Source organism: Devosia sp. A369, from assembly GCF_054489345.1.
In genome coordinates this window covers 11,712-33,553 of sequence record NZ_JBTMWV010000027.1, presented here as the reverse complement: position 1 = coordinate 33,553, position 21,842 = coordinate 11,712, and the positions used below count along the sequence as shown (strand labels likewise).

The following is a 21,842-nucleotide window of genomic DNA, read 5'->3' as shown; positions in this document are numbered from 1 at the left end:
ATCATATGTCAGCTGTTCGCCGCGCACGGTCCACTGCGGTTTTCCGAACTCGAGCGTCGGGTCGAAGGGGTGAACCAGAAGATGCTAATCCAGCAGCTCAAGGAACTGGAAAAGGACGGCATTGTTACGCGCACTGCCTACCCGGAGGTGCCCCCGAAGGTAGAATATGGCCTTAGCGAGCTTGGAAAGGCACTTGGCCCTGCCATGGAAGCGCTTATCGACTGGGCCCTCCAAAGGAACTCCGATGCCACTGGCGCAGGAAGTTAGAGAACGGTCTGTTCCTGACTGGCCGGACGTGGCTGACCTACCGAATGGCAGATTCCGATCATTCGCCGTCGGGGCCCGAATGTCCGACTTGGGGGTCGGCAGCAGCCTGGCGATTCTGGGGTGGTAAGCCGCCCGTCCGCTTCTGGATGGACGCGCTAGAAAGAGGTCATGTGATACTTGGCATCAGTCGGGGCGCTCGGCGAATGTCCTTCACCACCTGCGCGGCAGGCTTTTTGGTGTTCGAGGATTTGGTGGTTATCTTGGTTCCTTCGTCAGATGACGAGACCAAAACCCTCCTTAAATCTCAACCTCAAATCTGTGCCACGGGTGCTGACGGCCGACACGCTGGGATGAAAGCCCTGAGACAAAGGCTATCACCTCGCTGTTGCCCTCGCCGCCAGAGGGCGTGACCTGCCACCTGGCAGAAGAGTGTTGACGCGCGCTTCGGCGTACGTCGAGCCGTCGGCTGAGCTGATCGCACTGCCGTTTGTGAGCCGATGTCCATCTAGGGCCTAATCTGGCAGAGCGGCGATCTACCCATTCATTTCCGCACTTTCCGAAGTCACAGCGGATAATGTTTGGAAAGTATACTGGCACTCCCAATCTTACAAATCCATTACTTTTGCTGAAAGCTAGATGTAATACATCTATTTAAGGAACGATATCTAATCTATTTCATTTTCTCTCCACCTCCCTGCTTCGAAAATGGAGAGCCGCAATGAAATTGCTCACTGGAATTGCGACCATAGCAATGCTGAGCATTCCAACTATTTCCTATGCTCAGTCCGCCGACGCAGCCGGAGCAGTTGTCGGTGGCGCGGCCGGCGGCATCACCGGCGCCGTGGTCGGCGGGTTCACCGGTGCCGCGGCGGGCGTAGAGGCCAGTTCCGTCGAATATGTCCGCCTCAACCCCACCGAGCCGGTGGTCATCGAGGGCGACGTCGACGTCGGCTTCGCGGTGCCCGCCGAGATCGAGCTCCATCCTATCGAAGGCGACGCGACCTACGGTTATTTCTACACCAATGACCGCGTCTATTTCGTCAATCTGAGTGACCGCACCGTGGCCTATTCGCCCGGTGTCGTCGTGGCAGTCGAAGCCGACTGAACCTGCCTTGCGGCCGCCCGACGGGCGGCCGTCGTCTTGCCGGGGGGCGACAACAAATGAGGTTTTTTCCATGTTAAAGTCCCGACTTCTCGCGGGCGTCGCGCTCGCAACGCTTTGTCTTCCCCTCACAGCATTGTCGCCCGGCATGCCGCTTGGCGTCACGGCTGCCCAGGCCCAATCCGCCAGCGTCAGCTTCCAGCTGTTCTTCGACCAGCTCGAGCCGCACGGCATCTGGGTCCGCCACGCCCGGCACAATTACGTCTTCTGCCCCACCGGCGTCGACACGGCCTGGCGCCCCTATAGCCATGGCCGCTGGCTCTATGTCGAAGACCGCGGCTGGTACTTCGCTTCCGACGAGCCCTTCGCCTGGGCCACCTATCACTATGGCCGCTGGTTCCCCGACCAGGAACTCGGCTGGTGCTGGGTGCCAGGCACCAAATGGGCTCCAGCCTGGGTTAGTTGGCGCCGAAGCGATACCATCGTCGGTTGGGCTCCGCTGCCGCCGGAAGGTGATGGATTCGCCGTATCGCTCGAAGTGTCGCGCCGCGATCTGCCCGAGGGCTACTGGGTCTATGTGCCCACCGAACGGTTTGTCGAGCCGGACCTCTCGGTCAACATCATCCTTGGCAGCCAGCAACCGGACTATTACGCCCAGACCCAGTTCCTCGGTCCCGTCGTTATTGAGGGCGACCTGGTGATCAATAACGTGATCGACATCACCTATATCGAGCAGACCATCAACCAGGAAATCATCATCTACCAGCCGCAGGAGGCCGAAGAGCCGTCGGCCCAGTTAGTGGACGTCGACGCCCAGACGATCGCCATCTTCGATCAGGACATTGCCGAGCCCACCGAAGAAGTCGCTCCGCCTGAAGCGGTTGAGGAGGCCGATGCGGCTGCCACAATCGAAACCGAAGGCGGCACTGCCGGTGCTACCGCTGACCTGCCCGAAGACACCGGGGCCGGCGCCGAGGCTCCCGCAGCTCCAGCCGAAGGCGAGGTGGTGGCCAGCCCCGACGCCGCAGTTGAACCCGCCGCCGAGCAACCGGCTGCGGACCAGCCAGCGGCTGCCCCGGCCGAAGGCGAAGCAGCCCCTGCTGATCAGCCCGATGCCGCGGCCCCGGCCGATGAAGCTGCCCCCGAGCAGCCTGCCGCTGGCGACCAGCCCTTGTGCCCGCCCGAAGCAATGGTCGACGGCAAGTGCCCGCCCATCCCGGGAGAGGAGCAGCCTGCCGCTGCTGACCCCGCTGCCGATCCGGCAGCACCGGCCGAAGCGGCACCGGACGCCGCACCCGCCGATGCAGCGCCCGCCGAAGCGGCTCCCGAGTCTGCCCCGGCACCTGAGCCTGAGGCGGCTCGCGCGCCTGAGCCTGAGGCTGCTCCGGCTGAAGCGCCAGCCGACGCCGAAGCCGTCGAACCAGGCGAGGCAGCGGCGCCCGAGAAGCCGCTCTGCCCCGTCGAAGTCATGGTTGATGGCAAGTGCCCGATTCTGCCCGGCGAGCACCCTGCCCAGCAATAGCAAAAAGCAAAACGCGATGAAGGGCGGCCTCCGGGCCGCCCTTTTTTCTGTGGCTGGCCAAGGCCGACCTTACAAACGCCTGACAGCCAGTTGAGGCGTGTTTTAATGTTTAAAATCAATAGTGTAAGCAACCTTGTGGCCGCCCCGGCATTGAACTCTCAACCAAGCAACGGAGGCTCACATGCCCATCGAACGAGAGACCATCGTAGAGCGCACCCCGGACGAAACCGTCGTGGTCGGCGGCGGCAACCCCTTTGGCATTATCGGCGTCATCATTGCCGTGGTGATCGCCGTGCTGCTCATTCTCTGGCTGGTCAATGGTGGTATTTCGAGCAATGGGGACTCGATCAATGTCGACCTCCCCAATGTCACCGTGACGGAGTAATCCGATGATGCTTGCTACCCGCTCACGCCGGAAGCGCGCCGCATTCGCCAGGATCGCCGTGTTGGTCACGCTTGCCGTGCTGCTGTTCACGCCGCAGATGGATATCGGCGGCATCCAGACTCTAACCGATTTCCTGCCGCCAGGGGCCGCCGCCCCGTCGGTCGAGGCGCAGTAACACTCCATGCGCCCGGTTGGGGTGGCAACCATCTCAACCGGGCGCCCCTCTCCACTCAGCAATCGTCGGGATGGAAGACATGATTACGCTCATTCTCTTCGCCAGCTTGATCCTGGCCAGCCTCGCCGCAGCAGGCCTCATCGCCAGTACACTGGGCAGTGACGAAACGATCAGGGCCACGTCCGGCATCGAGCCGGCCATGATTTCGGCGTCTAGATCGGCGCCGGCGAACCGGGTTTGACCAGCGGCAGGGTAATGGTCACGATCAATCCGCCCGCTTGGTCTCGGCTGAAGCGCACGCTGCCCTGGTTCATCTCGAGAATGTCGGCGGCAATGGCCAGGCCCAGCCCGGTGCCTGGCAACGTCTGATCGAGGCGCACGCCCCTCGTGCCCAGCAATTTCAGCTGGTCTTCGGCAATGCCCGGGCCATCGTCGCAGATCTCCAGCACGGCATTGTCGGCCTCGCGCATGCTGCGAATGATGATCCGGCTCGAGGCCCATTTGGCGGCATTCTCCAGGGTAATGCCCACCAGTTCCATCAGGTCCTGCCTATGCACGTCGACCCAGCAATCATCCGACAGCTCGGCGATCCAATGCAAGCTTTCCCCCCGCCCAGTCTTCTTCAGCACGGTCAGCGTCCGGATGACGGCGGTGTTCAGCGACGAGCGCGTAGAATGGGCGGAGGTGCGCACCCGCAGGGCCGCCAGCCGCATCTGATAGTCGACGCGCTCCGACATTTCGAAGCTGAGATCCTGCAGCAGGTTGGCCTCCGCCTCCTTGCCCTTTTCGCGCAGCCGTTCAGCTATGCCATGCACGGCGGCGAGCGGCGTCTTGAGGCCATGAGCCAGATCGGCCGCCCGCGACCGGGCGCGCTCCATCATGACCTCGCGGGCGTCCAGCAGGCCGTTCACCTCCTGCACCAGCGGGCCGAGCTCGCTGGGAAACACCCCCTCGAGCCGCTCGGCATCGCCATTGCGGACCGTCTCGATGGCGCGTTGCATCCGCCGGAGAGGCGACAGTCCCAGCTTGATCTGCAGCCAGGAGGCAATGATGATCAGGCCTCCCAGCAACAGCAGCACCTGCGTCGCGTCCGTGGCGAACTGCTGCGTCGCCTCGTGAATGGGACCATGGTCCTGCCCCACCGTAACCAGGAAAGTCCGCGAGCCGGCGGCGTCTTCGATCTCCAGCAGGCGGGTCAGCAGGATCAGATGCCGGCCATCCGGTCCTTCCTGGTGGTGGACCACATTGTCCGCACCGGGCGCCGAGATGACGAAATCCCACAGCGAGCGGGAGCGGGCGATCTGGCCGCTATCGAGCGCCTCGATCTGCCAGTAGCGGCCGCCGAACGGGGTCTCGTATCTGGGATCGGGCAGTGGCATATTGAGGCTCGGCACCTCGGTCGACGGCACGATAACGGCCGCGAGCCGCGCCAGGGCGGCCTCCATATCCTCGCGACTGGAACGCTCGATATTGACGCTGAACAGGTATTGCAGGGCGATCCCTGCGGCGATCAGCGACACCGCGACCCAGATGACGGCCAGCCCCATCATGCGCAGACGGAGCGAATGGAGGGTCAAAATCCATCACCCAGCGCGTATCCGAAGCCACGCCTGGTCTTGATGACATCCGCCCCCAGCCGCTTGCGCACCCGGGCAACGAGAACCTCCACCGCGTTGGAATCCCGCTCATAGTCCTGGTTGTAGATATGCTCGGTGATTTCCAGCTGCGAAATGACCTGGCCGCGCCGATGCACTAGATAGGAGACCAGCTTGAATTCCTGCGGCGTCAGCTCCATGGGCACGCCATCGGCGGTGACTTCCATGGTCCGCAGGTCCAGCAGATACTTGCCGAACGCGATGCGCGAGGACGCCAGGCCATTGGCCCTGCGCACCAAAGCGCGGAGGCGCGCCACGATTTCCTGGACGTGGAAGGGCTTGACCACATAGTCGTCCGCGCCCGCCTCTATGCCATCCACACGCTCCTCCCACTGCCCCCTTGCCGTCAGGATGAGCACCGGCGCCAGCCGGCCCGCGCTGCGCCAGCGCTTGAGGATGGTAAGGCCATCGATCTGCGGCAGGCCAAGGTCCAGCACGATGGCGTCATAGGCCTCGGTATCGCCGCGAAACCACGCTACCTCGCCATCGCGTTCGCGCTCCACTCCGAACCCCGCCTTGCGCAGCGCGGTGGTGAGGGTCTCGGCGATCCTGTCGTCATCCTCGGCGATCAGCACCCGCATCGCTAATTCTCCACGTGCAGGCCCGAGCGGGCATAGTAATATTCGGTAGCCACCTTGCCGGCGGGCGTCAGCACCGTCACTGCATAAAGCAGGAAGGCCCCCACCTGCTGCAGCTGCGCATTGATCACCTCGCCCCCGGTCCGGCTCCTTATGTCGGGCAGAATGGTCGACAGCGATACGGCCCGGCCGGCTTCCACCGCGGCCAACACCTCGCTTTCAGACAGCTCCTCAATGGCACCGCCGCCTTGGTCAGCGGCCACCGGCGCGCCGCCCTGCCCAGCACCGATGGCGGCCCCGTTAGCGGGGCCACCCTGATTTCCGTTCGTGACCAGGCCTGCACCCGCAGTCAGGCCCGCATTTACATTCGCGTTGGCATTGGCGTTCGCATTGCCATTGCCATTGCCCTGTCCCTGAGCCCAACCGGGCGGCGAGACGGCCAATGCGACAACAAGCACTAATGCGAAGGCGACGTTCGGATTCATGATAGCTACTGCAATAGACGCTTTAGGCTGACAAAACGCTGACAACCACCGTCACGGTTCCATCAGTGGCCGTCTGTTAGCTTCCCTCCTTGACGCCCGAGATCCCATGCCGTTTCCCGATCGTCAGTAATAGGTGGCCGGCATCGACAATACACCGCCCCCCGCGTTGTCGATGCCGTCAGCCTCTATGCGATGGGGTCATCGAACGTTCCCACAGGTTAGCGGGAAGCCGACTTGGACCAGATGAAAACGTTCTGCCAGATTTTGCCGAACTGCTGGCGAGAACTGAGACGGATGGCTTCATCGGCAAACATGTCCAAGGCCGCCGCAAAGACCACCTCCGAAACGGCCAGGCAGCACTGCCATCTCCCCTTGGTCGATGGGACCTTGTTCGCCGACCGCATCAGGGCCAGCAGTCTCCAATAGCTGCATCAACAGGCTGGACAGAAGACTGCACCCGACCAACGCGCCAGAACGTCGAATTATCTCTTGCAATGCGGGGGCCATCCACAGAAGGCATTCGACGTTCGTCCATTTCGGGGCCGTTTCCAGACCCGCAGCTTCTGGGCGCGCGAGCAACCAAGCTGCCATCGCGCCGCTACGTTCCGTCGCGCTCGGCACCTGTGACGGCCCAATCACGTGCTTGAGGTCGGCGGACGTGGTCAGCGGAGAGTTCGGAGAGCCGGCGTCAAAGTATGGCATTGTGCTGGAGTTAGAATAGCCAGCCTCCCGAAGTCTGAGATACCGCCTTGGAAGCCAAAGGCAGCCGGGCCTTACAATACGCTTACGCGTCCGGCTGGTCATTTGTCATAGTAAAAATAAGTACTTACCGGAACAATCCGCCCGCTTAGGCAGTTAGGGTGTCAGCTGAACAATCACAAAACCAAACTCAGCTGCGCGTCACCCAGGTGACGTCGACAAGGAGAGCTCCAATGAACAAGCTTCTGACTTTCGCTACGGTCGCAGCTATGGCAACAACCGCATTCGCCGGTACCGCCCTGGCTCAAAGTGCTTCGGCAACGGCCACCGCAGACCTCAACATCCGTTCCGGCCCAGGCCCGCAATATGCCTCTGTGGGCTTCATCGCTTCGGGTGATTCAGCGACCGTCGACGGGTGCCTCGAAGGCAGCAAGTGGTGCCGCGTGATCTATGATGGAGTCACCGGCTGGTCGTACTCCGACTACCTCACGGCCGACCTTTCGGGTGAGCTGGTCGTCCTTACCGAGAGATACCCCGATGTAGGTCTCGCCACGGTCACCTTTGAGGGGAGTGATGCGGCGGCCGGCGGCGCTGTGGCGGGCGCTACTGGCGGCGCAATCGTCGGAGCGTTGGTCGGCGGTCCTGTCGGCGCGGCCATTGGTGGCGCAATTGGCGCCAGCAGTGGTGCTACCGTCGGCGCTGTGATCGACCCGCCGGAGGTTGCCCGGACCTATGTTACCTCGAACCCAATCGATCCAGTCTATTTGGAGGGCGAAGTGGTGATTGGCGCAGGCGTTCCCGATACCGTCACCCTGAAGGCCATTCCGGATTACGAGTATCAGTACGTCTACATCAACGGCCAACCTGTCCTGGTCGACCCTCACACGCGTCAGATCGTGTACGTAGTTCGCTGAACTTGGAGGCTGGCCGGTTTAACCGGTCGGCCACTTCATTCCCCTGTCTCAAGAGGTCCTAAAATGAACCTTGCTCAAGGACTGCTTGCACTCTCTGTGTCCCGCTGATGGCAGGCTGTCATCACATGATAGACGCGCTCGCCCCTTGTGTTCACATTGCCCTTGATATTGCAGGAGCCGCCACCCTCCCCGCGAGGGGGAGGGAGCGATGGAGCCGTTGGTTCGGGGGTGCGGGCACCTTGGCGGCAGTCTTCCGCCTTGCACGGAGTGCCGTCGCGTGGCGTGGTCAGGCCGCCTCATCTCCGCCATACGATTTGTACTGACGCTCCGCACGTGCGATGTTGCTACCGTTGGATTTCAATGGGTCGACGCATTGGCCCGGTACTCGGATTACATTCCAAGCATGCCGAAAATAACCAACAAGTCCAAAGGGCAGAAGGCTGCCGAAGCCGACGTTGAAAGCTTCCGAGACGATCTTGGCCCGTTCGTGGTCGCCGCCGAAGAAACACGGATGGCCATGGCGTTCACGGATGCGAAGGAACCCGGCCACCCGATCATATTCGCAAACGACGCTTTTCTCGCCCTGACCGGATACACCAGGGACGAGGTGCTCGGCCAGGATTTCAGTTTTCTGGTGGAGCGCGGTGCAGATGCCGCGGCGCTGACCAAGATCGAGAGCGAGTTCAAGGGGCATTCGGAGGGAGGCGCCGAAATCCAATATCGTCGCAAGGATGGCAGTGCTTTCTGGGCCGCCGTCTTCATTAGCCCGGTCCGCGACGAGGAAGAAGAAATCGTCCAGTATTTCGCCTCCTTCGTCGATGTCACGAGACACAAGCAGGAACAGACCGAGTCCAAGATGCTCATCGACGAATTGAACCACCGGGTGAAAAACACGCTTGCAACGGTGCAGTCGATCGTTTGGCAGGCATCGCGGACAAATTCTGATCCCAAGGTGATACGGGAAGCCATCGAGACCAGGTTATTCGCGCTTTCCCGCTCGCACGATCTGCTGACCCGGGAGAACTGGAAAAGCGCAGGGCTGGTGGACGTGCTCAATGACGCCCTCGAACCGTTCGGGATCGCCGACGGCCGGGCGGAACGCCTTACGATCAAGGGAGAGAACATCCGGTTTCCGCCCAAAGCCGCTCTGGCGTTCGGAATTGCATTCAACGAGCTTGCGACCAATGCCGTTAAGTACGGCGCGTTTTCTAACGCAATGGGGGCCGTCGAAATCGAATGGAGCATCGAGCCGAGAACCGACGGCAGACGATTGATGTTACAGTGGCGGGAGAAGGGTGGCCCGCCCGTCGCGCCCCCCATGCGCAAAGGGTTCGGCTCTCGCGTGATCGAGCGGGGCCTGGCTTACGAACTGGAGGGTGTCGTGCATCTCGACTACCGCAAAGAGGGATTGGTCTGCAGCATGGACATTCCCGCACCGGCACCGCGCAATGGATGATTTGCTGTCTGGCCGCCGCGTCCTCGTCGTCGAGGATGAAATGCTGGTCCTCCTGATGATCGAAGACATGCTGGCTGATCTCGGGTGCGAGTCAGTGACCGCCGCCGCCACAATTGACAAAGCCCTCGCGTCGATCGAAGAGCATGTCTTCGACGCGGCGATGCTGGACATGAACCTGAATGGTGACGACAGCGTGAAAGTGGCGGACGCGCTCGCCGCGCGGGGCGTGCCGTTCATCTACTGCACTGGTAACAACAGCCATGGCATGCTGTCAGACCCCGCCAACACACCAGTTCTTCGCAAGCCGTTCAGCTTCGAAGAACTGACCGCCATCCTCACGCGGCTCCTCTCTCGCTGATTGGGTGGATTCGGGCCGTTCAGCACGCCCATTGGGATGGCCGCAAATGGAGCGAGGCAGCCTCTAATGTCGCCAGCAACGATGTCGGCTCTCGCGAAAAAAAACAACGAAGTTGATGTCAATGACCGATATGGGGTCGGTATCAGCCGCTGTGGGGTGGCTTCCGGCCTGTCCGGTTTTGGATCGAGGCACAGGAAAGCGGACGTTAGTTGGGCCCTTCGGGCGCGACCTGGATTGGCAACTAAGGCCGCCTGGAGCTAAGCGCAGACGCACTACGCGCGAAATCGCCGGCGATATTCAGACGGTGACAAGCCCACGACGTTTACAAACACTTTTCGGAAGGCACTGGCATCACTGTAGCCGACAGCCCATGCAATTGCTTCGACTGGGTCGGCGCCGAACTGGAGCATTTCGCGGGCTTTGTTGACGCGAAATCTCTGAAGATATTCGGTCGCGGTCATGTTTGTCGCCTTCCGAAACCGACGCAGAAAGGTTCTCTCCTCCAGTCCTGATTTGCCGGCCAGATCTGCAAGGCTGTTGCTGTTTGCAAATTCCGCATGAAGCCTGTGCTGCACACCTAGGACAGCCGCATCGCCATGGTTCAGTGTTGGCACGAAAGAGCTGTAGTATCGCTGTTCACGGCCAGGAGGATCGATCAGTAGAGTACCTGCGGTCTCCATCATCGCAGCAGTGCCCAGATACCTGTCGACCAGCTTCAGGCCAAGGTCCGTCCATGCCATCATTCCACCGGCGGTGATGATGTCACCATCATCGATGAGCAGCCGATCAACCCCGAGGGCGACCTTTGGAAAACGGTTGCGAAATGCCTCGGCTGCTCCCCAGTGCGTTGTCGCTGATCGTCCGTCCAGCAATCCGGTTTCACCCAGAATGAAAGCGCCGACACATACGGACGCTATTGTGGTGCCGTTCGCGTGTAGTTTCCTCAAGCCTGAGACGAAAGGACGGGCAACTTCAGCAGTAACCGGCCCCCGTTTTCCGGGCGGTATGATGATCACACTTGGCGTGCCAGTTTCCACAGCAGGTGACGATTGATCTCCCTCGGCACGCCATCTGGTTACCCGCAGCTTCGGTCTGTTTGGCTGGTTTGCAATCTCGAACAGGTCGGTCAGCCCCAGCAGAGCAGCTTCCTGAGCGCCGGGGTACTCGAGCAGGCCAATGTCGACGCTGTAAGCCATGTGTCGTTTTCGCCCCCTATTTTGTCGGTCCCGCCAATAGCGCGGACGCGGATCGCTGTCCATAAACAGGCAATTGAAAGGATAAACCTATGACCAACCAAGCAGTCGTCGTTATCGACTTCCAAAATGATTATCTCGCATCCGGATCTTGGCCACTGGTTGGCGTCGATGCCGCCGTGCAAAACGCCGTCAGGGTGATCAACAACGCCCGTACCAAGGGCATCCCAGTCATTCACGTTCGCCATGAGAGCGCCGAAGGGGCTCCGTTCTTTGTTGCTGGATCAGCGGGAGCCGAGATCATTCCCGAAGTTAAACCGAAGGCCGGCGAGCAGGTCGTCGTGAAGAACTACCCGAACGCATTTCGGGATACCGACCTCAAGGCCCAGCTCGATGCAAAGGGCATTCAAGATGTCGTAATCGTCGGGGCGATGACCCACATGTGCATTGATGCGACGGCCAGAGCTGCGGCGGACTACGGCTACAATGTTACCGTTGTCACGGACGCGACAGCTACGCGAGACGTCGAGTTCAACGGCATGACCGTTTCAGCAGATCAAGTGCACGCCGCGTTTATGTCAGCGTTGGGCTTCGCTTATGCCAAGATTGTCAACGCTGATGATCTGTCGGCACCGACTTCTTGAACAGGGTGCTGGTGCCGACCAAAGGACCAGCACAAGACTTGGTCCCTGTGGGACTAAGTCCACTTTTGGCGGTCGGCTAGGGTGGCAACGCATTGAATCGTCCGATCACTTAGCCGCGCACTCCATCGCATCGTTGGCCCACGCTCCCTATATCCAGGAAGAATTATCCAACCCTAGCCGAGGCATTATGGCAGCGCGTCCTCACTATCCTAGCGCCCAGGCGCGCTCCGCCGACCTGTTTGTACATTTGCTTGGCCTCGGCCTTGCCATCGTCGGCGGTGGCATCCTGCTTTGGATGGGCATTCAGGATCCAGCCCCTGGCAAGCTTGCCGTGATCGCAATCTACTCGCTTGGCGCGGTGTGCATGTTCGGGTTCTCCACCGCCTACAACTTCGCGCCGGCTGAATGGAAGCCCATCCTGCGCCGGCTCGACCATGTAGGCATCCTTCTGATGATCGCGGCGACCTATACGCCGTTCACCGCGTATTTGCTCTCGGGCGCCTGGGCCTGGTCGCTGACCACAAGCCTATGGGTGCTGGCCGGCTTGGGAATTGTCGGCAAGATCTTCCTGCCTCCGATCAGCCAGAAGATCTGGGTGCCTATCTATCTGGGCTTGGCCTGGATCGGCGCCATCGCAGCAGTCCCCCTTGCGGACATAACCTCTGAGGTGGTGCTGTGGCTCCTGGCGCTGGGCGGCATATTCTATTCAGCCGGTGTTCTCTTCTACACCAACAAGCGCCTGCAGTTCGCCAAAGCCATCTGGCACGGCCATGTCGTAGCCGCGGCTGCGACGCACTGGGCAGCCGTGTTGGTGGGACTGTTTGTGGTCCGCTCCTGATTGCCGCGCTCAATCCGAGTGGCGCAGCGTTGAAGGCTGGGATGCTGGGCTTTGGCGACTTCTCGGAAGCTGCAGGTCCGCTCCGGCCGCCGTATTGTCCATGACGGAGTGGAAAACTGCCTGTCCGGTTTGCGGGTCACGTGCTCGGATAGCAGACGTTCACCCTTGGCGTATTACCGGGCTTGTTGGTTCGTTCACTGCTACCATCTTTTGCCCTAAAGGCCGGCAACGACGCCAGACTTCGGCGAAGACAACCACGCACATCAAACCCGCCACCGCCAGGATCCACAATGATGGTTTTGGACCAATTGCGCCCATTGCCACCGACAGGGCAAACGGCGCCAGTGCAGAAAGTCCCAAGCGACCGAGACCGATCCAGCCAAGGCGTTTGCCGAAGCCGTCTTTGCCGAAGATGGCAAGCGGAAGTGTGCCGGAGACAATGCTGAACAGCCCGCTGCCCAGGCCGAAGATAATAGCAAAGGCGGCGGCACCAAAGGTCGACGGCGCAGATAGGGCCAGGGTGCCCAGCGCAAGCGGCATGGTGACTGCCGACACCACCGCCAGCACACTTGCAGATACGTCTTTGCCGAATGCCATGTTGATCAGGCGGCTGGCCACCTGCGCGGGTCCGAGTAGCGACGCCACCCAGATGCCGGCTGCACCCAAGCCGAGCAGGCCAAGCATCGGCACCATGTGGAACAGCGTCGCTGCTGACACAAAGCCCGCCAGGGAGAACCCCAGCACGATCAGGAGGAACACGACATTGCGGTTGTCGACGCTCATGGGTGCTTGGATCGCTTCTACTGCCACAGGGCGGGACGCGGCGATCCGAGCGAACCGCGACAGCCACAGATGGAGCGGAAGGCAGACGACCAGGTTAAGGATCGCGAAAACGAAGTAGACTTGGTGCCATTCCAGGCTGCCGAGCATCCAGCTAGTGAGCGGCCAAAAGATCGTCGAGGCGAATCCGGCGATCAGGGTGAGATAGGTTATGCTGCGTTGAGCCCGTGAACCTGTCGTTTGCGCCAGGAAGGCAAACGCAGTGCTGTAGAGCACGAACGCCGACGCCAACTCGACCAAAATCATGCCGGCCAGGAACATGATCGTGTTGCCGGCGAGGCCGCATATCGCCAGCGCGGTTGCGGCTCCGATCGATCCGAGCGACATCACCCGTCCGGCGCCATGGCGATCGGCCAGACCGCCCGCCCATGGTGAGATGAGGCCGCCGGCCAGTAGAGCCAGCGAGATGCAGCCATAGACCCACTCCACCGCGACGCCCAAGTCGATAGCGATGACGGGCGCCAGGATGCTGAAGCTATAATAGAGAGTGCCGTACCCGATGATCTGGGTAACACCGAGAGCCCAAATGGCACCGGCGTTGGAATGGGTATCGGCCATGGCGTTCAGATCGACTTCAGGCCGACCCGCTCCTCAAGTTTGGCGGCTGCTTCCTTGCGTTCGCTGTAACGAGAGGTCAGGTAGCCGGCGACGCCACGGTTGATCAGCGTGAACTTCACCAGCTCTTCCATGACGTCGACAACCCTATCGTAATAGGATGACGGTTTCATGCGACCGTCGGGCTCAAACTCCTGGAAGGCCTTGGCGACCGAGGACTGGTTCGGGATGGTCACCATCCGCATCCAGCGCCCCAAGATACGCATCTGGTTGACCGCGTTGAAAGATTGCGAACCGCCCGACACCTGCATCACCGCAAGCGTTCGCCCCTGAGTTGGACGGATGGCGCCACCCGGCAGCGGGATCCAGTCGATCTGTGACTTGAGTACCGAACTCATGGCACCATGACGTTCTGGGCTCGTCCACACTTGGCCCTCGGACCACAGCATGGCTTCACGCAGCTCCTGCACCTTCAGATGATCGTCGGGCGCATCACCCGGCAACGGCAGACCATTGGCGTGGAAGATACGGACTTCAGCACCAAAGGCTTCGAGCAGGCGCTGTGCCTCAAAGGTCAGCAGCCGGCTGTATGAACGTTCCCGCAGCGAGCCGTAAAGCATCAGGATGCGGGGCTTATGCTGCAGTGTTGGAGCAGTCAGCTGGGCGAAGTCAGGCACCTGGAAGGCATCGCCAATGATATTGGGGAGATCAGACAATGCGCTTCCCTTCGGCGACGATAATGACTTCGCCGTCCTCCTTGGTGAACCGGCCGATGTCGGGATTTTCCAAGATATCGAGCACCACCTCGCTGGGACGGCAGAGACGGGTGCCCAACGGCGTCTGGACGATTGGCCGATTCAGCAGGATCGGGTGTGCTTCGATAGCATCCAGCAGTTCGTCGTCGGATTTGGCAGCGTCGCCGAGCCCCAAGGCTTCATACGGCGTGTCCTTCTGCCGGATCGCCTGACGCAGCGACATCCCTGCGGCGGAAACCAGTTCCACGATCTGCTCACGGCTCGGCGGCGTTTTCAGATACTCGATCACGACGGGCTCAACACCGGACTGCCGGATCATAGCCAAGGTGTTGCGAGACGTGCCACAGTCGGGATTGTGATAAATGGTGACGGTCATTCCGCTACCCTTGCTTTGGAGTTTCGGCGCACGGCGGCGCCATTTTCATACCAGCCCTGACTGCGGTTCACGATCCAGACCACCGACAGCATAACCGGCACTTCGACCAGCACGCCAACGACCGTGGCCAATGCGGCGCCCGAATTGAAGCCGAACAGGGCGATGGCAGCAGCGACGGCCAGTTCAAAGAAGTTGGAGGCGCCGATCAGTGCAGACGGTCCGGCCACGCAATGCTGTTCGCCGGTGACGCGGTTCAGGTAATAGGCCAGTCCCGAATTGAGATAGACTTGGATCAAGATCGGCACTGCCAGCAGCAATATGATAGTGGGCTGAGCCACGATCTGCTCGCCCTGGAAGCCGAACAACATCACCAGTGTTGCCAGCAGGGAAGCGATGGAGATGGGCTGCAAGACCGATAACACCCGGTTCATGGCGTCGATACCACCAGTGGCGAGCAACCAGCGCCGATACAGCTGCGCGGCGATTACTGGCACGACGATGTAGAGTCCGACCGACAGCATCAGCGTGTCCCATGGGACGGTGATCGCCGACAGGCCCAGCAGCAGCCCGACGATGGGAGCGAAGGCGACGACCATGATGGCATCGTTCAGCGCCACCTGGCTGAGCGTAAAATGAGGCTCGCCCTTCACCAGGTTCGACCAGACGAACACCATTGCAGTGCATGGGGCAGCGGCCAGAATGATCAAGCCAGCGATGTAGCTGTCGATCTGCACTTCCGGCAACAGCGGCCGGAACAGCCAGCCAATGAACAGCCAGCCCAGCAACGCCATCGAAAAGGGTTTGATCGCCCAATTGATGAATACCGTAACGCCAATTCCACGCCAGTAGCTCCCGACCTGGCGCAGGCTCATGAAGTCAATCCGCACCAACATAGGGATGATCATCAGCCAGATCAGCACCGCCATGGGAATGTTGACTTTGGCATATTCCAGCGAGCCGAGGGACTGAAACAGGTCCGGTAAGAAATGGCCGGCGGCGATACCCACGACAATGCAAAGCCCAACCCACAGGGTCAGGTAACGTTCAAAGATGGACATGGATACCTACGCGACGTTCGATGATTTGGTGGTGGTGCCGTCCAGAGCGCCGATACCCTCGAGCTTGGAGTTGAGCGCCATGCGGTCGATAGTGGTCAAAGGCAAATTGATGAAGGCGCCGATACGGTTGCGGAGGTAGCGCAGGGCATCGTCGAAGGCAGCACGTTGCTTGAACTCAAGGCCTTGGACTGCCGCGGGATCTTCGATGCCCCAGTGGGCTGTCATCGGCTGGCCCGGCCAGATGGGACACGTCTCGCCCGCGGTGTTGTCACAGACGGTGAAGATGAAATCCATCTTCGGGGCGCCCGGCACGGCAAACTCGTCCCAGGCCTTGGAGCGTAACCCATCGGTGGGAATACCGGCCTTGGCAAGCGTTTCCAGTGTCATCGGGTGTACTGCACCCTTCGGTGTCGACCCTGCAGAATAGGCACGGAAACGGCCCTGGCCGACATGGTTGAGGATGGCCTCGCCCAGAATCGATCGAGCAGAATTGCCGGTGCAGAGGAACAGGACGTTGTAGACGCGATCAGGCATGGCTCGTCTCCTTGGGCGGGCAGCATGGAGTGAATTCGGCGACAAGGGGTTCGCACAGTTCCGGGCGACCGCCGCAGCAGTCCTGCACAAGGAAACTGGCGATCTCCCGTACGCGGCCTACCACAGCGCGGTAGACGATTGAGCGACTCTGGCGCTCGGCCTCGATTAGCCCCGCACGGGTCAGGATCGCCAAGTGGGTGGACATCGTATTCTGCGGCACATCGAGACGGCGGGCGATCTCGCCTGCGGGGAGGCCCGCGGGTTCATGCTCCATCAATAGACGGAACGCGTCGAGTCGTGTTGCCTGGGACAGGGCGGCGAAGACTTCTAGTGCGCGAATTGATTCCATGAATCGACGATTATCGATATATATAGCGCCCGTCAAGCACTTGCGATGTGCGCTGGCCATTAACAGACGGCAAAAATGGCTCCTTTCAGGAGCCGCGGTTTGAAGCGTAATGTCCGGGATGGGGAAACCTGCCGGATCGCGAACCCAACGCCGCAGCCGAATGCAAGGATGGCTCGATGAGGTCAGGCAGAATTCAGTTTGCGATCAGACCTGCGTGGCCGGCCGAGAGTCTACAACGTCTGGGTTGTCCGCGCTCTGTTCTCCAACATTGCCAGCGGCAGCATCCCACCAATTGCCGAGCGCAACGACGGCGGTACTAGTCGTTCGCAAGCATGTAATTCAGCACCATATGTGAACGCTTGCCGATATTGAGCGAACCCTGGATGCGGTACGGGCCTGACGGTGACCTCACTGCAAGGCGCAGACCTTTTTTCCGTCCAAATGCCCTACGATGACGAGCATCATTGCCTGTTCTTCCTGCCAGATGGCCGCCTCGCCGTTTCGACTGGTGCCCAAGCGGACATGGCGCTTGCAGATATCGCCATCTTGAACGCGGATACAGGAGCGGTGGAAGCGGAAAGCACGCCCTGCTAGAGGCGGTGTATCATAGAAGGTGGGCCTACGTTTTCAGATCAGCCGTTGCGCCCCGGCGGTCCCATCCATTGGCGTATCCAACGGAAAAGTCTCATCACATAGAAGGGCTGTGACATTAGTGCCAACATCGCCAGCACCGCCAACATCAATAGGAGCGCTGGCAGGAAGGCTCCAGCCGGCTCCTATGCTGACAGAGTGCCGGGCGTCGGGAGCACATAGACCGCCCATCCCGTTATCAAGATGAACGCCACAGCGCAAAAGAGATACAGAAAAAGGCCCATGGCCTCTGTTTAGAAGAAAAAGTGAGCGATCAAAGACACCTCTGATCGCTCATAGATCGCTTTTTCAAAATTGTGTACCGGGGTGGGTTTGCACCCAAGATTTTCTACTGCCAACATCCGGCTCACTGGCCCATGCAAAGCGCTGCGCCGAGTTATAGCGCCGGCAAGGCAGTGGTAGCGAGCGCCTGCACCTGGGAACCACTGAAACCTTTGAGCGTCCCTAAAAACTCTTTCGCCGCATCGTTGCCATAGGCACGGTGGCTGATGGCGAAAAGCAGGCCGCCGATCTGGCCGTCGCGGCTCTCGGCGCTGGCATAGCGATAGGCGTTCCACTCAACGATATATTCTCCGTTCGTATCCTTGGTGGAGACAATAAAGTCGAGGATGATCTCGCCCGTCGCGCCATTCTCGATGATGGCCATATTGACCAGCGGATCAGTCTGCTTGCGGACATTGAGCATCTCCACCTGGGCGTTGGCCATGGCCGCCGGTGTGATGTCCGCAGCCAGAAACTCCACCATGACCATGCTGCCATAGGTTTCCGGCGACTGGTCGGCGGGCAGATATTCCTGCTTGGTATATTGAGCATTAGGCTGGGACGACCAGGCGAGCAAATAGTCCGTGCCGTCAAAAACAATCGGGCCGGGCACGCCGAGATAGTCAGTCACCTCCTGGGCCATCACAGGCATGGCGGCCAGCGACACAGCGAGGACGGCAGCAGAGGCGAAGCGAACGAAGCGGGTTTGGCGCGGCATGAGCGGGGTTTCCTTGCAAGATCGTGATGGCGCGGTTTTTGCGCCTGTAGATGAGACGTTGCGGGCCGCGCCCATCTTGGTGGCAACGGTTATTTTTCTAGCGGTCAGCAGCCGGCGTCGAACCAATTGCCGCCAGGCGCCGCTTAGCCTCGGTCTGATCGGGCGCATCAGATAGAAGGGCGCTAAGTTCCGAGTCGCGGGCATAGGCTCCGTCGACCAGCCGATAGGCACGCCAGAACACGCTGTCATCGACCCGGATTTGGGCCACCAATAGGTCCGGCTGCCCGAGGGACGTTACAAAAGCGCCGCGAATATCACTCTGCTCGCCCGGAACCAGCGGCTGGGAATCGACCAATCCCTCGGTATCGGTATCGGTATCGAGCCGGTAGATCAGCATTTCCGCAGGCGTGACTCGGTATCCCAGTTGGACACCATCGCCGTCAAAGATCGACATGGGCGCCGCGTCGGGTTCGATAAGCTGCCCGCTTGGGCTGGGCTGGGCGCCCATGCGGATGCCATCGCCACGCGACAGCACCGGGCCGGGCTCGCTCACCGCTGGCGGTTGAGCGGGGGGGGCCTCGGCGACGGCATGGTCTAGTGCCGGGCCGCTGGGCGGTGTCATCATCAATCCCGGCACGACCGCAAGGGCCACGACAACGCCGAAAGCGCCGATGCCGGCGGGCACCAGCCAGACGGGTGAAACGCTTAGCCAAGCGCAGACCCTGTCCCACAAGCCCTGCTCCGCCGCAGCGCGACGGGTTTGCCGCCGGGCAAACGCCTCGCGGCTTTGAGCGATGACCGCCTGCATGACGACCGGATCGGGCTCCGGGTCGGCGAACTGCGGCAGCAGATCGAAGGGATCGCGTTCGGGCGTGCTCATAGCAGGCCTCTCAGTGATTTTCGCGCATTGTGGATGTGCCAAGACACAGTCACTTCCTTGCACCCCATGATGGCGGCCGCTTCGGACTGGGACATTTCCTCGCCGAATACCAGCAGCACTGCATCGCGCTGCTTGTCCGGCAACTGGCGCACGATCCGCCAGATATCGTTGACCCGCAGCCGGTCTTCCTGTTCCGGCTCGATATCTTCACGAGTCACTGCCGCGACTGCATCGACCTGCTTGCCGCGGCGCTGATGGGTGCGTTGCAGGTCGCGCACCGCATTGAGCGTCACCCGATAAAGCCAGCTGGTGAATTTTGACCGGCCATCGAAACTGGATAGCGCGTCGGCCAGCCGCAGGCAAACCGATTGGGTCACGTCTTCAGCATCGCTCTTGTGCCCAAGCCAGCGGAACGCCGTCTTGTAGATGAAACGATAATGCAGGGCCACAAGGCCTTCAAATGCGGCAATGTCGCCTGCCTTTGCCCGGTGCACCAGTCCATCGGTGTCGTCGGGCGGCACGCCAATCTGTTCATCAACCAGTCGCACGCCGTCGCCAGCCCCCCATGACCCCGAACTCATAACGCTAAGCAAGCAGAAAACTTGTGTCTGAAATGTGATGGTGCTGGCCGCCCGCGGCTCAATTGTCGGGCTTGCCATGGGTGTTCTCGTGGTCATGGCGACGAGAACGCACCGGTTCTAACCAAAAACCGGTCGATGATAGTATTTCCAGCTTGCGAGCGGATGGCAAAGACTGCCGCCTCATCGCGGGACCAGGTCAGGTAAGACACGGTGCGGTATCCGGCGCCTGTCGAGACGGTCCAGAGCGGGACGCCAGTGCGCCCATCCCAGATGTAAAAACGGTCCCCCTGCCCGTTACCTCTCGCCTTGTCGAGCAGCGCGACATAGCGCCCACTCGGCGATATACTGAAACGCGCGACCGTCTGGTCGAATCGATCGGTACGTTCACCAAGCGTGGCAATCGGGGTGCCATCAATCCGGTAGAGGCGCAGGGCACGGTCGTCGTCCAGACTGACCACGGTGTTACCGCCGTCGGCCAGAACCGCTTGCGGCCCGAACGGCTCGCTTGGCTGGGGATCGCCCGGCACCCCCCTGACATAGGTCGGGCCGTCATCAAATGCTGCAATTTGCTGACCATCGGACAAGGATACGATGGCTCCCAGCTGGCCGGTCTCGGTGCAGTATCGTTCGACTGTACAGCTCAACAGCGCGCGTTTGCCGTGAACAGCCATATGCACGTTGGTAAAGGCATTCTGCATGCGCAGCGGATAACGGCCGAACTCGGTTCCTGCCACAGGATCGAGCCGCACCATGGCAGCGCGGAGTCCATCGGCCGTCCGGGCCCAGCCGAACAGGCTGGATACGCCATCCTGGTCGGGAACGGACATGGTGCTCCGGGTCAGGGTCGACATGCCGACAATTTCTACGCTGCCGCTACAGCCCGATAGCCCAAGGAGCCGGTCGAGCGGACGACAGGTATCCAGCGACCAATAGGTTAGCCACCCCAGTCCCCCCACCAGTAGGACAATGACAAAAAGGGCTTTAACGAGCCGAGCCATCATGGGGCCCTCCTGCCTGATAGGTCCGAATTTGCGTGCCGGTGCCCGGCGCCGGAGGGCTCGCTGTGGCCACCAGAACCCCTGTTCCATCCGACCGCCAGGCAAGGGCCGGAGACAGGTCCGTCACGATGTCATGACGGACCAGCATCTCTCCGCTGGCATTGTCCCAGACCTGGAGAATGGCACGAAGATCGCCCGGCCCGGAAAACCGCCGCGACAAAGTCGCCAGGCACGTGCCATCGGCAGACGTCGCCGTTTGCAGGCGGGTGAAGGGAATATAGTCCGGCGGCAAATGGAGGTCTCGCGGCGCACCGGCGATGACGATAATGTCGGCGCTATCCACAGCCATGCCGTGCGGCGCCACCGCGAGCACAGCATCTGTCAGCAGCGCCCCATCGGAAGTGGCGAAGGCCACCGGACCAGCCACGACCGCCGCACCATCGTCGGCGAAGGCCAGATCGAACGCCCTCCCCTCTGGGCTTGGCTGAGCGATGTCACGGGGCACCGCGACGCGCCAGACGAACTGGCCCTGCCGGTCGAGCACGGCGATCTGCGCCGCGCCGGAATATTTGCCGCCGCTGGGCGTGTCCGCAAGATCGCAGGTATAGATGCTGCTACAGGTCAGGACGAACAAATCCTCTGTGGGCGACAGTTGCAGTTGATCGGGACGTCCGTTGAATTGTACGCTCATCCGCTCGATTTCCGTGCCGCTTGCGGGATCGAAAATGACAATCTGGGAAACGGTGGACAGCTCACGACCGGATCGGGAGGCCTCGCCGTACTGTACGCCGGCGATCACAAGGCGCCCTTCCCGATCCACCAACATGGTGCTGCCCAGGCTGGCAAGATTGTTGACATTGAAACTGTCGACGCAGCCGCTGCGGTCCAGCCATCTGTCCAGCCAACCGCATTCCTTAAAACCATCAAAGCCGGCCCAGACGCCGCCGACGAGCACGAGCGCAACAATCGGCAAGAGCGGTATCATTGTTCCTCCTGCATCCAGCAGACCGGGCCA

General features: G+C 60.9%; 26 protein-coding genes. 11 read left to right on the top strand and 15 right to left on the bottom strand.

Features of this window, described 5'->3' with window-relative positions:
* The 6 genes from ACX3OZ_RS19145 to ACX3OZ_RS19120 form a co-directional block, all read left to right on the top strand.
* A partial coding sequence (locus tag ACX3OZ_RS19145) for a winged helix-turn-helix transcriptional regulator (RefSeq protein WP_459105240.1) occupies nt 1-267 on the top strand: 267 nt, incomplete at its 5' end.
* Nucleotides 268-985: 718 nt separating this feature from the next.
* The gene (locus ACX3OZ_RS19140) at nt 986-1,372 is read left to right on the top strand and encodes a DUF1236 domain-containing protein (RefSeq protein WP_459105239.1); all 387 of its coding nucleotides are present in this window, start codon (nt 986-988) and stop codon (nt 1,370-1,372) included.
* A gap of 145 nt (nt 1,373-1,517) precedes the next feature.
* Nucleotides 1,518-2,891 carry a DUF6600 domain-containing protein gene (locus tag ACX3OZ_RS19135; RefSeq protein ID WP_459105238.1) on the top strand — a complete coding sequence of 458 codons (1,374 nt, stop codon included), beginning with the start codon at nt 1,518-1,520 and terminating at the stop codon, nt 2,889-2,891.
* 181 nt (nt 2,892-3,072) lie between these two features.
* Nucleotides 3,073-3,276, top strand: a complete 204-nt coding sequence (locus ACX3OZ_RS19130) for a hypothetical protein (protein WP_459105237.1) — start codon at nt 3,073-3,075, stop codon at nt 3,274-3,276.
* A 4-nt stretch (nt 3,277-3,280) separates the two neighbouring features.
* Complete coding sequence (locus tag ACX3OZ_RS19125) at nt 3,281-3,451, top strand: hypothetical protein (RefSeq protein WP_459105236.1); 171 nt, start codon at nt 3,281-3,283, stop codon at nt 3,449-3,451.
* Between the two features lie 79 nt (nt 3,452-3,530).
* Nucleotides 3,531-3,692 carry a hypothetical protein gene (locus ACX3OZ_RS19120; protein WP_459105235.1) on the top strand — a complete coding sequence of 54 codons (162 nt, stop codon included), beginning with the start codon at nt 3,531-3,533 and terminating at the stop codon, nt 3,690-3,692.
* On the opposite strand, the gene ACX3OZ_RS19115 is transcribed toward ACX3OZ_RS19120, so the two are convergent.
* From ACX3OZ_RS19115 to ACX3OZ_RS19105, 3 genes are read right to left on the bottom strand one after another with little or no spacing between them, the layout of a single operon-like run.
* A complete protein-coding gene (locus ACX3OZ_RS19115) occupies nt 3,664-5,028 on the bottom strand; it encodes a sensor histidine kinase (RefSeq protein ID WP_459105234.1) in 1,365 nt (454 codons plus the stop codon). The two genes, ACX3OZ_RS19120 and ACX3OZ_RS19115, sit on opposite strands and share 29 nt — an antisense overlap.
* The gene (locus ACX3OZ_RS19110; RefSeq protein WP_459105233.1) at nt 5,025-5,687 is read right to left on the bottom strand and encodes a response regulator transcription factor; all 663 of its coding nucleotides are present in this window, start codon (nt 5,685-5,687) and stop codon (nt 5,025-5,027) included. The genes ACX3OZ_RS19115 and ACX3OZ_RS19110 overlap by 4 nt, the downstream gene beginning before the upstream one ends.
* A gap of 2 nt (nt 5,688-5,689) precedes the next feature.
* Nucleotides 5,690-6,169, bottom strand: a complete 480-nt coding sequence (locus tag ACX3OZ_RS19105) for a PepSY domain-containing protein (RefSeq protein WP_459105232.1) — start codon at nt 6,167-6,169, stop codon at nt 5,690-5,692.
* A gap of 932 nt (nt 6,170-7,101) precedes the next feature.
* On the opposite strand from ACX3OZ_RS19105, the gene ACX3OZ_RS19100 reads away from it, so the two are divergent.
* The 3 genes from ACX3OZ_RS19100 to ACX3OZ_RS19090 all read left to right on the top strand — a co-directional run bounded on the left by ACX3OZ_RS19100 (nt 7,102) and on the right by ACX3OZ_RS19090 (nt 9,596).
* Nucleotides 7,102-7,782, top strand: coding sequence for a DUF1236 domain-containing protein (locus tag ACX3OZ_RS19100; RefSeq protein ID WP_459105231.1), 681 nt, complete (start codon nt 7,102-7,104; stop codon nt 7,780-7,782).
* A gap of 403 nt (nt 7,783-8,185) precedes the next feature.
* Nucleotides 8,186-9,238, top strand: a complete 1,053-nt coding sequence (locus ACX3OZ_RS19095) for an HWE histidine kinase domain-containing protein (RefSeq protein WP_459105230.1) — start codon at nt 8,186-8,188, stop codon at nt 9,236-9,238.
* Nucleotides 9,231-9,596: a response regulator gene (locus tag ACX3OZ_RS19090; RefSeq protein WP_459105229.1), complete on the top strand. Its 366-nt coding sequence runs from the start codon at nt 9,231-9,233 to the stop codon at nt 9,594-9,596. The genes ACX3OZ_RS19095 and ACX3OZ_RS19090 overlap by 8 nt, the downstream gene beginning before the upstream one ends.
* A 272-nt stretch (nt 9,597-9,868) precedes the next feature.
* Here the strand turns inward: ACX3OZ_RS19090 and ACX3OZ_RS19085 are convergent, their stop codons facing one another.
* Nucleotides 9,869-10,792 carry a GlxA family transcriptional regulator gene (locus tag ACX3OZ_RS19085; RefSeq protein ID WP_459105228.1) on the bottom strand — a complete coding sequence of 308 codons (924 nt, stop codon included), beginning with the start codon at nt 10,790-10,792 and terminating at the stop codon, nt 9,869-9,871.
* Nucleotides 10,793-10,881: 89 nt separating this feature from the next.
* Between ACX3OZ_RS19085 and ACX3OZ_RS19080 the strand changes: the two genes are divergently transcribed.
* Together ACX3OZ_RS19080 and trhA are read left to right on the top strand one after the other, a co-directional pair.
* Nucleotides 10,882-11,433 carry a cysteine hydrolase family protein gene (locus ACX3OZ_RS19080; RefSeq protein ID WP_459105227.1) on the top strand — a complete coding sequence of 184 codons (552 nt, stop codon included), beginning with the start codon at nt 10,882-10,884 and terminating at the stop codon, nt 11,431-11,433.
* 187 nt (nt 11,434-11,620) lie between these two features.
* Nucleotides 11,621-12,271, top strand: a complete 651-nt coding sequence (trhA, locus tag ACX3OZ_RS19075; RefSeq protein WP_459105226.1) for a PAQR family membrane homeostasis protein TrhA — start codon at nt 11,621-11,623, stop codon at nt 12,269-12,271.
* A gap of 159 nt (nt 12,272-12,430) precedes the next feature.
* Here the strand turns inward: trhA and arsK are convergent, their stop codons facing one another.
* From arsK to ACX3OZ_RS19020, 11 genes are all read right to left on the bottom strand, one after another.
* Nucleotides 12,431-13,669, bottom strand: a complete 1,239-nt coding sequence (arsK, locus tag ACX3OZ_RS19070) for an arsenite efflux MFS transporter ArsK (protein ID WP_459105225.1) — start codon at nt 13,667-13,669, stop codon at nt 12,431-12,433.
* 5 nt (nt 13,670-13,674) lie between these two features.
* Nucleotides 13,675-14,382 (bottom strand): arsenical resistance protein ArsH, encoded by a 708-nt coding sequence (arsH, locus tag ACX3OZ_RS19065; RefSeq protein WP_459105224.1) that lies wholly within the window; start codon nt 14,380-14,382, stop codon nt 13,675-13,677.
* Nucleotides 14,375-14,797, bottom strand: a complete 423-nt coding sequence (arsC, locus tag ACX3OZ_RS19060) for an arsenate reductase (glutaredoxin) (protein ID WP_459105223.1) — start codon at nt 14,795-14,797, stop codon at nt 14,375-14,377. Before arsC ends, arsH begins: the two co-directional genes overlap by 8 nt.
* Nucleotides 14,794-15,855 (bottom strand): ACR3 family arsenite efflux transporter, encoded by a 1,062-nt coding sequence (arsB, locus tag ACX3OZ_RS19055; protein WP_459105222.1) that lies wholly within the window; start codon nt 15,853-15,855, stop codon nt 14,794-14,796. Before arsB ends, arsC begins: the two co-directional genes overlap by 4 nt.
* Nucleotides 15,856-15,861: 6 nt before the next feature.
* Nucleotides 15,862-16,389 carry an arsenate reductase ArsC gene (locus ACX3OZ_RS19050; protein WP_459105221.1) on the bottom strand — a complete coding sequence of 176 codons (528 nt, stop codon included), beginning with the start codon at nt 16,387-16,389 and terminating at the stop codon, nt 15,862-15,864.
* Nucleotides 16,382-16,738 (bottom strand): ArsR/SmtB family transcription factor, encoded by a 357-nt coding sequence (locus tag ACX3OZ_RS19045; protein ID WP_459105220.1) that lies wholly within the window; start codon nt 16,736-16,738, stop codon nt 16,382-16,384. Before ACX3OZ_RS19045 ends, ACX3OZ_RS19050 begins: the two co-directional genes overlap by 8 nt.
* Nucleotides 16,739-17,765: 1,027 nt before the next feature.
* Complete coding sequence (locus tag ACX3OZ_RS19040; RefSeq protein ID WP_459105219.1) at nt 17,766-18,368, bottom strand: hypothetical protein; 603 nt, start codon at nt 18,366-18,368, stop codon at nt 17,766-17,768.
* 97 nt (nt 18,369-18,465) lie between these two features.
* Nucleotides 18,466-19,248, bottom strand: a complete 783-nt coding sequence (locus ACX3OZ_RS19035) for a hypothetical protein (RefSeq protein ID WP_459105218.1) — start codon at nt 19,246-19,248, stop codon at nt 18,466-18,468.
* Entirely contained in the window at nt 19,245-19,796 is a 552-nt protein-coding gene (locus ACX3OZ_RS19030) for an RNA polymerase sigma factor (protein WP_459105217.1), read from the bottom strand. The genes ACX3OZ_RS19035 and ACX3OZ_RS19030 overlap by 4 nt, the downstream gene beginning before the upstream one ends.
* Before the next feature lie 125 nt (nt 19,797-19,921).
* On the bottom strand, nt 19,922-20,830 hold the full coding sequence (locus ACX3OZ_RS19025; RefSeq protein ID WP_459105216.1) for a hypothetical protein: 909 nt from the start codon (nt 20,828-20,830) through the stop codon (nt 19,922-19,924).
* Nucleotides 20,811-21,812 carry a hypothetical protein gene (locus ACX3OZ_RS19020; RefSeq protein ID WP_459105215.1) on the bottom strand — a complete coding sequence of 334 codons (1,002 nt, stop codon included), beginning with the start codon at nt 21,810-21,812 and terminating at the stop codon, nt 20,811-20,813. Before ACX3OZ_RS19020 ends, ACX3OZ_RS19025 begins: the two co-directional genes overlap by 20 nt.
* Between the last annotated feature and the right edge of the window lie 30 nt (nt 21,813-21,842).

Coding starts and splice junctions, on each gene's coding strand:
- ACX3OZ_RS19140 (WP_459105239.1), top strand. CDS start 986: ATGAAATTGCTCACTGGAATTGCGACCATAGCAATGCTGAGCATTCCA.
- ACX3OZ_RS19135 (WP_459105238.1), top strand. CDS start 1,518: ATGCCGCTTGGCGTCACGGCTGCCCAGGCCCAATCCGCCAGCGTCAGC.
- ACX3OZ_RS19130 (WP_459105237.1), top strand. CDS start 3,073: ATGCCCATCGAACGAGAGACCATCGTAGAGCGCACCCCGGACGAAACC.
- ACX3OZ_RS19125 (WP_459105236.1), top strand. CDS start 3,281: ATGATGCTTGCTACCCGCTCACGCCGGAAGCGCGCCGCATTCGCCAGG.
- ACX3OZ_RS19120 (WP_459105235.1), top strand. CDS start 3,531: ATGATTACGCTCATTCTCTTCGCCAGCTTGATCCTGGCCAGCCTCGCC.
- ACX3OZ_RS19110 (WP_459105233.1), bottom strand. CDS start 5,687: ATGCGGGTGCTGATCGCCGAGGATGACGACAGGATCGCCGAGACCCTC.
- ACX3OZ_RS19105 (WP_459105232.1), bottom strand. CDS start 6,169: ATGAATCCGAACGTCGCCTTCGCATTAGTGCTTGTTGTCGCATTGGCC.
- ACX3OZ_RS19100 (WP_459105231.1), top strand. CDS start 7,102: ATGAACAAGCTTCTGACTTTCGCTACGGTCGCAGCTATGGCAACAACC.
- ACX3OZ_RS19095 (WP_459105230.1), top strand. CDS start 8,186: ATGCCGAAAATAACCAACAAGTCCAAAGGGCAGAAGGCTGCCGAAGCC.
- ACX3OZ_RS19090 (WP_459105229.1), top strand. CDS start 9,231: ATGGATGATTTGCTGTCTGGCCGCCGCGTCCTCGTCGTCGAGGATGAA.
- ACX3OZ_RS19085 (WP_459105228.1), bottom strand. CDS start 10,792: ATGGCTTACAGCGTCGACATTGGCCTGCTCGAGTACCCCGGCGCTCAG.
- ACX3OZ_RS19080 (WP_459105227.1), top strand. CDS start 10,882: ATGACCAACCAAGCAGTCGTCGTTATCGACTTCCAAAATGATTATCTC.
- trhA (WP_459105226.1), top strand. CDS start 11,621: ATGGCAGCGCGTCCTCACTATCCTAGCGCCCAGGCGCGCTCCGCCGAC.
- arsK (WP_459105225.1), bottom strand. CDS start 13,669: ATGGCCGATACCCATTCCAACGCCGGTGCCATTTGGGCTCTCGGTGTT.
- arsC (WP_459105223.1), bottom strand. CDS start 14,797: ATGACCGTCACCATTTATCACAATCCCGACTGTGGCACGTCTCGCAAC.
- arsB (WP_459105222.1), bottom strand. CDS start 15,855: ATGTCCATCTTTGAACGTTACCTGACCCTGTGGGTTGGGCTTTGCATT.
- ACX3OZ_RS19050 (WP_459105221.1), bottom strand. CDS start 16,389: ATGCCTGATCGCGTCTACAACGTCCTGTTCCTCTGCACCGGCAATTCT.
- ACX3OZ_RS19045 (WP_459105220.1), bottom strand. CDS start 16,738: ATGGAATCAATTCGCGCACTAGAAGTCTTCGCCGCCCTGTCCCAGGCA.
- ACX3OZ_RS19040 (WP_459105219.1), bottom strand. CDS start 18,368: ATGCCGCGCCAAACCCGCTTCGTTCGCTTCGCCTCTGCTGCCGTCCTC.
- ACX3OZ_RS19035 (WP_459105218.1), bottom strand. CDS start 19,248: ATGAGCACGCCCGAACGCGATCCCTTCGATCTGCTGCCGCAGTTCGCC.
- ACX3OZ_RS19025 (WP_459105216.1), bottom strand. CDS start 20,830: ATGATGGCTCGGCTCGTTAAAGCCCTTTTTGTCATTGTCCTACTGGTG.
- ACX3OZ_RS19020 (WP_459105215.1), bottom strand. CDS start 21,812: ATGATACCGCTCTTGCCGATTGTTGCGCTCGTGCTCGTCGGCGGCGTC.